The organism is Deltaproteobacteria bacterium (genome assembly GCA_016874735.1).
Taxonomy (GTDB): domain Bacteria; phylum Bdellovibrionota_B; class Oligoflexia; order Oligoflexales; family CAIYRB01; genus CAIYRB01.
Genome location: VGTI01000003.1, coordinates 103,060 through 113,072, shown reverse-complemented (window position 1 = coordinate 113,072; position 10,013 = coordinate 103,060). Strand labels below are relative to the sequence as shown.

The 10,013-nt window shown below is 51.2% G+C and carries 7 protein-coding genes; 4 read left to right on the top strand and 3 right to left on the bottom strand.

From position 1 onward, the window contains the following. Window positions 1-4: 4 nt before the first annotated feature. The 3 genes from FJ146_03255 (at window position 5) to FJ146_03245 (ending at window position 2,848) form a co-directional block, all read left to right on the top strand. Window positions 5-658 (top strand): radical SAM protein, encoded by a 654-nt coding sequence (locus FJ146_03255; GenBank protein ID MBM4250963.1) that lies wholly within the window; start codon window positions 5-7, stop codon window positions 656-658. After that, window positions 659-1,918: an aspartate aminotransferase family protein gene (locus tag FJ146_03250; GenBank protein ID MBM4250962.1), complete on the top strand. Its 1,260-nt coding sequence runs from the start codon at window positions 659-661 to the stop codon at window positions 1,916-1,918. Between the two features lie 63 nt (window positions 1,919-1,981). Beyond that, entirely contained in the window at window positions 1,982-2,848 is an 867-nt protein-coding gene (locus FJ146_03245) for a trypsin-like peptidase domain-containing protein (GenBank protein ID MBM4250961.1), read from the top strand. A 33-nt stretch (window positions 2,849-2,881) separates the two neighbouring features. Here FJ146_03245 and FJ146_03240 read toward each other — a convergent pair whose 3' ends face one another. Beyond that, window positions 2,882-5,536, bottom strand: a complete 2,655-nt coding sequence (locus FJ146_03240; protein MBM4250960.1) for a valine--tRNA ligase — start codon at window positions 5,534-5,536, stop codon at window positions 2,882-2,884. Window positions 5,537-5,778: 242 nt separating this feature from the next. Here FJ146_03240 and FJ146_03235 point away from each other — a divergent pair, with 242 nt between their 5' ends. Then, window positions 5,779-6,630: a matrixin family metalloprotease gene (locus tag FJ146_03235; GenBank protein ID MBM4250959.1), complete on the top strand. Its 852-nt coding sequence runs from the start codon at window positions 5,779-5,781 to the stop codon at window positions 6,628-6,630. On the opposite strand, the gene alaS is transcribed toward FJ146_03235, so the two are convergent. Then, window positions 6,619-9,288, bottom strand: a complete 2,670-nt coding sequence (alaS, locus tag FJ146_03230) for an alanine--tRNA ligase (protein MBM4250958.1) — start codon at window positions 9,286-9,288, stop codon at window positions 6,619-6,621. The genes FJ146_03235 and alaS overlap by 12 nt on opposite strands. A 76-nt stretch (window positions 9,289-9,364) precedes the next feature. Next, the gene (locus FJ146_03225; GenBank protein ID MBM4250957.1) at window positions 9,365-9,982 is read right to left on the bottom strand and encodes an FKBP-type peptidyl-prolyl cis-trans isomerase; all 618 of its coding nucleotides are present in this window, start codon (window positions 9,980-9,982) and stop codon (window positions 9,365-9,367) included. Window positions 9,983-10,013: the final 31 nt, after the last annotated feature.

The following is a 10,013-nucleotide window of genomic DNA, read 5'->3' as shown; positions in this document are numbered from 1 at the left end:
CACCGTGCATGAATTAGACCAGCTAACCATTACCGAGATCTACGCGAGCATTCAAGGAGAGTCCGCGTTTGCGGGCATTCCATGTACATTTGTTAGGCTGACGGGTTGTCCGCTAAGATGCCGGTGGTGTGACACAGCCTACGCTTTTAAAGGTGGGACGGCTTGGTCGATTCAAGCGATTATTGATGAGGTCAAACGGCTTGGAGTTCCTTTAGTAGAGTTGACTGGAGGGGAGCCATTGGCTCAGCCAGGAGCCGCCCTTTTGGCCACGCGACTCGTAGCTGAGGGTTTCAAGTTACTCTGTGAGACAAGTGGATCGGAGGACGTAGGAGTCTTACCTCAAGAGACCCACATCATCATGGACTGGAAGTGTCCAGACAGTGGAATGACCTCTCGGAACTTAGTCGCAAATTTTGGGCGACTAAAGTCCAGCGACGAGATTAAATTTGTCGTAGCAAGCCGCTCAGATTTTGATTGGGCGCTTGAGGAAGTTCAAAAACATCATTTGGACGACCGTTTTCAGATTTTATTCTCCTGTGCCTGGGGGCACGTTGCACCGAAGGATTTAGCTGCCTGGATACTTGAGCGGCCAATGCGTTGTCGCATGCAGCTGCAGCAGCATAAGTACATCTGGGGGCCCAGAGCCAAGGGTGTTTGAATGATGCGCAACGATGAAATGTTATCCCAATTAAAGGCGGTTGAATGTCCAGATGCAACCTATCCGGCGCGAGATCCAGCGTTGGTGATGCACAGGGCGAAGGGGTCACTTGTTTATGACGTCGAAGGGCAGGAATACATCGATCTCTGCGCGGGTTTTGGCGCATTAGCCTTGGGCCACAATCCTGACGCCCACATTCATGTACTGACCGAGCGTCTCCATGTGGCTCCTGGAACAAAAGCCCCTTTGATCACCCACGGTATGGGTGACGTTTACAGTTCGGCGGCCAAGGTCGAACTCTTAAAATACCTTCCTTCGTTGATGCCTCCAACGCTTCAAGTTGCAGCTTTAGCTCTAACGGGTTCGCAAGCCGTTGAGTTAGCGGTTAAGTCGGCAATGTTGGCGACTGGTCGTAGTCGATTTGTTGTGTTTGGGGGTAGTTACCACGGTCTGGATATTGGGATCCTTCCGCTGACCGAGAGAGCCGATTTTCGTGCGCCTTTCAGGGGGTTCCTTCGCGAAGATAGGGTTGTCTCTTTGCCCTTTCGCTGTGACAGCGAAGAGTTGGCAAAAGTTTTATCATCTGGTGATATCGCGGCAGTTTTGGTCGAGCCGGTACAGGGTCGCACGGGATGTCGTGAAGCTGGGGTTGAGTGGCTCCAAATACTACGGCGTGAATGTGATAGATTTGGGACCCTGCTAATTTACGATGAGGTCTTCACAGGATTAGGTCGGACTGGACAGTATACCTTCGGGGAAACCGTGCCCTGTGATTTACTGTGCTTAGGTAAAGCATTTGGCGGGGGCTTTCCCATTTCCGCTTGCGTCGGTACCGATGCCGTCATGGCGGCTTGGCCAAGCAGTACCGGCGAAGCAATCCATACCGGAACATTTTTTGGACACCCGCTGTCATGTGACATAGCCCTGGCTACTTTACGGGAGATTCACGCAGGAGGATGGGTTGAACGGGCCAGTAATCTCGGGCAGGAAGCACTAAGGTGGCTTAGAACTGAACTCAAGGATCATGGGTTAGTGCGAGAAATACGCGGCATCGGGCTAATGATTGTAATCGAACTTGTAGACGCAGGGTTAGGCGCAAAATTTATGGACCTGCTGCGATCCAAAGGTATCATTGCACTAGCCAGCGGGCCAAGGGGCGAGAGTCTGAGTGTCACCCCTTCTTTAAATATTCCAAGAGCGCTATTGATGCAGGCGTTAGCAACTATTAAAGTCGGTCTGCAGGAGCTTAAGGGTACCTGAGTTTTGCCGTGTTCAGGGAACCTTAGAGACACTAAGCTGGCTCACGATGCTAAAGGAATCTTGATGTTTCTGAGATTCGTTGTACTGATTGCCACAATCGGCTATGCCCCAAACGGGGCTGTGGCTGATGATTTACCGTGGCAACACGAGCGACGAGTCATAGGCCCAAGTGAGCTCGAGCCTATAGAGAATACATTAGGTAGCCGCATGTACGACGATGCTAGGGTAGTGGCGCGGCTCGAGACCTTGGATGGTATAGGCTACTGTACGAGCGTGCGTGTAGGGCCTGATCTTTTCCTCACAAATTATCACTGCTCAGACTACAAGACTTGCGAGGGGATTCAGTTTCATTTGGCTTTTGAGAAGTCTGTTGCTCCGCGTCAGCAGCTGATTGTTCGCTGCAAAGAGCTAGTTGCCAAGAATGTGGCTTATGACTATGCCCTATTTCGCGTAAGATCTGCCGGTTTTTCTCCAAGGTCCGCTGACGATGCGTCAAGCAACGGTACGGTTGCTAGCACCAGTAGCGATGAGGGTGCGGTTAAAGCACCTCCACTTAACAGTTTTCCAGTGGCGACACTTTGGAGTGGAGCATTAGAGACTAGTAAACCCATGTTTATGGCTGGACATCCAGGAGCTAGATTTAAAGAGGTCGATCGCGGCACCCAGTGTGCTCTGCGTACTTTAGTTCCAGAGTTGATTGAGGAGCGTCAAACTATCACCCACACCTGTGACACGGAAGGGGGGTCGAGCGGATCTCCTATGATGGATACAGACTCAGGTTTTGTCGTGGCCTTGCACTGGGGGGGGAAAGACGACTTCAATATGGCGATTCCCATGTGGGAAATCATCGCTGATCTCAAGAAGTCACTGCCTCCAGAAGTTTTTTCCCAGTTAAAAGTCGCATCAGCGAACCAGCAGACGCCCCCTTGAAGATGGAGCGTCTGCTCTGAATGCCCTCAGTGGTCATGCGAGGGTTTCCAGATTTTTTTGCAAGCTTTCTAATTGGAAGCGCATATTGTCGCGCTGAGCTTTGGTCTGCTCCAGTACCTCTGTCGGCGCTCGATCAGTAAAGTTGGGATTTGCGAGTTTGGCTTCGATCCCTGCCAAAATTTTACTAATACGAGTAACCTCGGTTTTAAGGCGAGCCTGCTCCTTCGCAATATCGATGATGCCGTCAGCCGGTATAAACGCTTCGAACCCGCGCCCCACGGCAGCCAAACTTTTTCCAGGCCGTGTAACCTCGGGCCCGGAACTTAATTCGCCTAAACTTGCTAAGCGGCAGATATCGGTAGAAGCACCCTCAAAAAGTCCAGCAAGGTCGCTTGACGTCCTGACGAACGCTTTCAGTGGAAGTTTGGGAGCGATGCCAGATTGTGAACGGACCGAACGTATTTCGCTAACGAGCGATTGGACTAGAGCCCATTGTCCTGCAGCCTCTGAAAAATGCCTCAGCTTAGATGGATGAGGAAATTGGGCAACTGTCAGACTAACCGGACGATCCCAATCCGGATGGTTAGGCAGCTTTTGCCAAATTTCTTCGGTAACGAAAGGCATGATCGGGCTTGCTAGCCTCAAAATACCGTCAAGTACGTAAACCAACAGCGAAATGGTCGATGATTTAGTTTTTTCGTCTGCACCGGCAAGAGCACTCTTGGCAGTCTCTAGACCCCAATCGCAGAAGCTACCCCAAATGAGATGGTACACGTGATCTGCGGCGTCGTTTATGCGGTAAGAGTTTAGAGCCTTGTCAATACGATCAGCCGCTTCGGCCAATTCATTTAGCAGCCATTGGCCCGAGAGGCCTACGGACTTCGGGTCAAGCGGAGCGATTTTTTCTCCAGGCTTGATGTAGCCTAGCAAGAATCGTGAGGCATTCCACAGCTTGTTGATGAAACGGCCGCCAGCCTCAAAATCCTCGGGGGACATTCGGGTACGCCCACCGATAGGTGCCAGCTGCACTGCAGTGAAACGAACTGCATCGGTGCCGTATTTAGCGATTACCTGCAGCGGATCGATACCGTTGCCGAGTGTTTTGGAAAATTTACGCCCTTGCTTGTCGCAGACTGTGGGCGTCAAGAATACGTCGCGAAATGGGACTTCGCCCCGCGTTTTGAGCCCAACCATGACCATCCTCGCAACCCAGAGGAAAATGATCTCCGGAGCAGTCACGAGTACATCGGTGGGATAGAAGTAATCTAGGTCTTCACTTTTATCCGGCCAGCCAAACGGTGAAATTGGCCATAGCCAACTCGAGAACCACGTATCGAGGACATCCTCGTCCTGACGCAGATCCTTGCTACCACAGTGGCTACATGCAGTAGGGTCGGTCATGCCGGTGCTTGTGCCTTGGCAGGCGCGACAGTACCAAATTGGGATCCTGTGCCCCCACCAGAGCTGCCTTGAAATACACCAATCCTGGATATTCTCAAGCCAGTGAAGATAGGTTTTTTTCCACAAATCAGGATGGAAGCGAAGTTTACCATCTTTGGCAGCAGCGATTGCTGGCTCCGCCAACTTGCGCATTGCGACGTACCATTGCTTGGATAGCCTTGGTTCGATGATTTCCTTGCTGCGTTCGGAAATTGGGACAGTAGTCTTGTAGGGCTCCTCTTTTGCGAGAAGGCCAAGTTCCTTGAAGGCACGAACAACCTCTTTTCTCGCAGCAAACCGCGCAAGGCCTCGAAAGCGCTCTGGCACCTGATCGTTCATAGTCGCTGCATCGGTCATGACATTGATGCGAGGCAAGTCGTGCCTTTTCCCAAGCTCGAAGTCATTGGGGTCATGAGCCGGCGTGATCTTAACGGCACCGGTACCGAATTCACTTTTAACATAGGAGTCGGCAACCACGGGAATAAGTCGGTCCACAAGTGGTAGCCGCACAATTTTGCCTATCAGATGCGTGTACCGTTCATCCGTGGGATTTACTGCTACGGCGGTGTCACCAAACATGGTCTCTGGCCGTGTCGTTGCTACAGTGATGGACTCATCTGAACCGTCTATCGGATAAACGAGATGCCACAGATGTCCCTGAATCTCCTGATTATCTAGCTCGTCATCAGATACGGCTGTTTTCAGTACCGGATCCCAATTCACTAGTCGTTCACCGCGGTAGATCAAACCATCGTTATAGAGATCCACGAAAATGCGTCTGACAGCCGATGAAAGCTGGGGATCCATGGTGTAGGCAAGTCGATCCCAATCACAGGAGAATCCCATGCTGCGAAACTGTTTGAGGATCAGCCCACCATATTTATCTTTCCACTCTTGAAGGCGTTCAGTAAAGGCTTCACGGCCAAGCTCTTGGCGTGTTTTACCCTCCGCTTCGAGGGACTTCTCAACCATCATCTGAGTTGCAATACCAGCGTGATCAGTGCCAGGCAGCCAAAGCGCATTGTAGCCGGACATCCGTTTCCAACGGACTAAAATGTCCTGCATCGAGTAGCCCGTGCCATGGCCCATGTGGAGTTGGCTGGTGACATTAGGCGGCGGCATCAGGATGGTATATGGCTTGCGCGAAGGGTCTCTGACGGCCCGAAATAGTTTATGCTGCATCCAGAAGTCGTAAAGCTTCTCCTCGTACTGATTTGGATCATAGGCTGCGGCAAGGGTCTCGGTCATCGTGAGGTCCTCAGAATTCGGAAAAGTTTATCGACCTTAGCCTTATAGCCCAAGGCCACGACGGCGAGCAATCATGAGGACCCGAATCTTATGTCTGCGCGTTGGTTGGTTATTGCCCCACAGAATTCAGTCGTAACCATATAAAAACAATAGGTTATATTTATCTTTGGCGAAATCTCTCAAGATCGGCAACGGCTTTGACGATATCGACTTGGATAAATGAGGGAGGTCCGCAACCATCAATGGCTAAGGATACAGCCCATTACACAGCGTTAATTGCCGTAACGACGGGAATATTTCTTACGTTTGTGGCGTGCGGCTCTCAGTTTTATAAAGTCAGGCTGGATGGTGACAGTGGGCCTCGTCCAACATCACGCTCGACTGTGCAAAATACGGAACAGCTGGGTGCCGACGGTCGGGTTGATAAGGACCCGAATGCAAAGTGGTACGCGATACACGCACCGGGTGGGTGGGTGGAGAAGCCGGTACATTACCGACTCGATCCGCGCATGGCAAAGTCTCAAGTGGAGATGATTCAGAAGGCCATGCAGACCTGGGAGATGACTGTAGGTAAAAAAATATTTTCCTTTGATGGCGTCCAGGCCAGTGTCACAGGCGATTACTTTAAAGATCTATATAGCTCCTTAGACGATCACGTGAACGGGCTGTACCTGGATAACGATTGGACGAAGACTGGCAAGGACCCGATAGTCCTGGCAACGACCATTTGGGACAACGATCCGAACGATCTCGACAAGATAATGACTGCTGACATGCGCTACAACAACAACGATTATTTGTTCGGAGATAGCATGGTGCTATGGCCTGAAGATGGCCGGGAAGTAGTTGACCTGCAGACGGTCACCACACATGAACTTGGCCATTTTCTCGGTCTCAATCATGTGGATAGTAAGGTAGACCCCGAATCCATCATGGTTGCATCCTTGTATATTGGCCAAGGCATTACACAGCGCATGATCTCTCATGATGACATCCGACGCATGCACAAGATTTACGGTTGCTCCGGATCAGCTTGTGATGTCGATGCAACCTATTCAAAAATCGAAGCATTCGTCAAAATTTCAGACGAATGATTTTGCCAGTAACTCTCGCGCAGTGTTCAGGACCGTGGGCTCTTTCTCCAGGGATTTCGATCCCGCCTGTGCTTTGTCCGGTCTGCCACCACCACGGCCGTCAGCGACTTTGCAGAGGTCTTTGATTAAATCCCCAGCCTTTATTTTGTTGCGAGCCTCTGTGCCAACCGCAACAAGAATAGACAATGTCCCATCCTCGACATGAGTGAGGACGGCAACCCCATTGCCTAACTTTGCTGCCAGGCTGTCTAATACGGCTTGATGGGTTTCCTTTATGAAGGTCGAAGCATCAAGTTTTTTAAGAACCATTTGACCTTTACCTATTGTGGTTAGGTCATCGCGGAGCATTTGATCAACCCGCTGGTTTACCTGTTCAAGGCGGATTGATTTCAATTCCTTATCGTAGGAGCGAAGTTTTTCGTTCATCTCCTGGATTTTTAGCTCAAGATCTTCTGGCTTAGTTTTAAGTGTCTGAGCAAGATGGAGTAGAGTATAGCTCTCCTTGCGAGCTTGCTCGACGACAGTAAACCCTGTGATAGCCTCAATGCGCCTGATCCCAGCGGCTATCGAACTTTCCGCTGTGATCCGGAATGAGCCGATCTGGCCAGTGGCTTCCGCGTGGGTACCACCGCAGAGTTCGTGACTAAATTCCCCCATCTTGATGGTCCGCACGCGATCGCCGTATTTTTCACCGAACAGCGCTACAGCTCCCTCTCGCTTAGCCTCTTCGAGTGATTTTTCAGCTACAAGCACGGAGCGATTCGCCATAATTTCGCGATTTACCAAGAACTCAACCTTGGCTAGCTCTGCGTCAGTGAGCCCTCTGGGTTGCGTAAAGTCGAAGCGAAGTGACTCTGGCGCCACACGCGACCCCTGTTGTTGAACATGCTCTCCGAGAACCTGGTGTAAGGCTGCATGCAAAAGATGTGTCGCCGAGTGATTGCGCACCGTTGCTGCGCGTGCTTCCACATCGACCTGGGCACGTAAATGCCGCAACTTTTCCGGGCCGAGTAGCCCATGAATGAGTACACACTTGTGGACATGCATCTCGAGCACTTTGAAGGTATTTACAACCTTAAGCTCAACCTCATCCGTGCGCAGCCAACCAGTGTCACCAACCTGTCCCCCAGATTCCGCATAGAATGGAGACCGGTCTAGACAAATCAATACCTCGTCTCCGACTTCGCAAAATCTTGTAACTCGAGACTCACAAGTCAGCTCGTGATAGCCGACGAATCGAGTCTCTTTTTGAGGTGAAATGATAGTCCAACCCTCATCTGAAGCGAGGCTGGCATCAAACTTCGCTGCGCTGCGCGCTCTTTCTCTCTGTTCTTCCATAGCGGAGGCAAACCCTCGATGGTCGATAGTAAGGCCCTGCTCCTCGGCAAGAACACCGGTTAGATCGACGGGAAATCCATAGGTGTCATACAGCACAAAGGCATCATAGCCGCTGATAACCGTTTTATTGTTTTGTTTGGTATCAATCGCGATTTTCGAGAACCGAGCAAGACCGTCACGTAGAGTGCGCATAAAGCGCTCTTCCTCAGCGTGAATGACCTGTGCGATGTAGTCTTGTCTCTGTTTTAACTCAGGGAACGCGTCACCCATAATGTTTACGAGCGTTGGCAGCATTCTGTAGATAAAGGGATCCTTTTGATTTAGTTCCTGACTGAAACGGCTTGCGCGACGCAGAATACGTCGCAGCACATAGCCGCGTCCCTCATTGCCGGGGGTGGCACCATCGGCAATAGCAAATGCCAGAGCACGCAAATGATCGGCAATCACCCGGTGAGGCGTGCCCTGAGGACCTTGGTCATATGGTATGCCCGTGGTCTCTGCAATGCGGTCAATAAGTGGACGGAAGACGTCAGTTTCGTAGTTTGATCCCGTGCCTTGAATGATCGAAAGCACACGCTCAAATCCCATTCCGGTGTCTACGTGCTTAGCTACTAGCGGTTTGAGATCACCATTCTGAAGACGCTCGTATTGCATGAAAACATTGTTCCAGATTTCGATATAGCGAGCGTTTGCTCCGTTTACTCCATTTACGGGATCGGCAAACGTGGCAGCCTGGGTCTCCAAATCACCCATATCAAAATGGATCTCGGTGCATGGTCCACATGGGCCCACATCACCCATCTCCCAGAAATTGGATTTCTCCCCGAACCTCAGAATGCGCGTATGGTCGATATCAGTTTCGCTCTTCCAAATTGCTTCCGCCTCGTCGTCGTCTTTGTAAATCGTGGCAAAAAGTCGGTCTTTGGGTAAACCCCATACTTGGGTAAGGAGCTCCCAGGACCAACGAATAGCTTCTTTTTTGTAATAGTCTCCAAACGACCAATTGCCTAGCATTTCAAAAAAAGTGTGGTGGTAGGTGTCGCGCCCCACCTCATCAAGGTCATTGTGCTTGCCAGAAACCCGTAGGCATTTTTGCGAATTTACGGCCCGCTTTAACCCGAGCCGGTTATCGCCGAGAAATATCGATTTAAACTGGTTCATCCCAGAGTTGATGAATAGTAGAGTCGGGTCGTCGTGAGGTACCACAGGTGACGATGCTACAAAGGTGTGGCCCCGCTCGCGAAAGAAGTCGATGAACGATTGGCGAACTTCTTTGCCAGATAGATTTGGGATACCCCATTTATTGACCGTTTTACTCATGACTCACGCAGATCCCTAAAAAAAGTTTGGCCCGGACGAACCGGGCCAAACGTGGTGTTGGTTAGAACGTCTTCGATCACTCAACTTTCAACAGTTCGATTTCGAACACAAGCGTTGAGTTGGGTGGGATAACTCCACCGACTGAACGGTTACCGTAGGCTAGGTTCGGCGGAATGACAAGCTTGCGGACGCCGCCTTCTTTCATGCCCTTAAGACCTTGGTCCCATCCAGCAATCACCATACCGGAACCGAGTACGAAGCTAAACGGGGTCCCGCGATCCTTGTTGCTATCGAATTTGGTGCCGTTCAGGAGGGTGCCGGTGTAATTAACCGAAACCTTCTTGCCTTCAGCAGCAACAGCGCCGTTACCTGATTTGATGTCGGTGATCTTCAGGTTGCCACCTGTTGGATCTTCCGCAGCTTTGGCTGGCTCAGCTGCAGGAGCCGCCGCTTCGGCAGGTGCCGCAGCAGTTGCATCGGTAGGTGCCGCTGCGGCAGCATCCGCTGGGGCCGCGGCCTGAGCATTTGGGTCAGTTGGTGCCGGAGCAGTCAGACCAGCAGCAGCGTTCGGATCGGCTGCCGTAGCTGCAACTTCAGCGGGCTTAGAATCGTCCTTTTTTGAGCACTGTTCGCAACCTGCTAGAACCACACAAGTTGCCGCCACCAAGGTTAATGGAAACGATGTTCTCTTCATTGACATCTCGTATAGCTTAGGGTTAACGGCT

Coding starts and splice junctions, on each gene's coding strand:
- alaS (MBM4250958.1), bottom strand. CDS start 9,288: ATGAGTAAAACGGTCAATAAATGGGGTATCCCAAATCTATCTGGCAAA.
- FJ146_03240 (MBM4250960.1), bottom strand. CDS start 5,536: ATGACCGAGACCCTTGCCGCAGCCTATGATCCAAATCAGTACGAGGAG.
- FJ146_03250 (MBM4250962.1), top strand. CDS start 659: ATGATGCGCAACGATGAAATGTTATCCCAATTAAAGGCGGTTGAATGT.
- FJ146_03225 (MBM4250957.1), bottom strand. CDS start 9,982: ATGAAGAGAACATCGTTTCCATTAACCTTGGTGGCGGCAACTTGTGTG.
- FJ146_03245 (MBM4250961.1), top strand. CDS start 1,982: ATGTTTCTGAGATTCGTTGTACTGATTGCCACAATCGGCTATGCCCCA.
- FJ146_03235 (MBM4250959.1), top strand. CDS start 5,779: ATGGCTAAGGATACAGCCCATTACACAGCGTTAATTGCCGTAACGACG.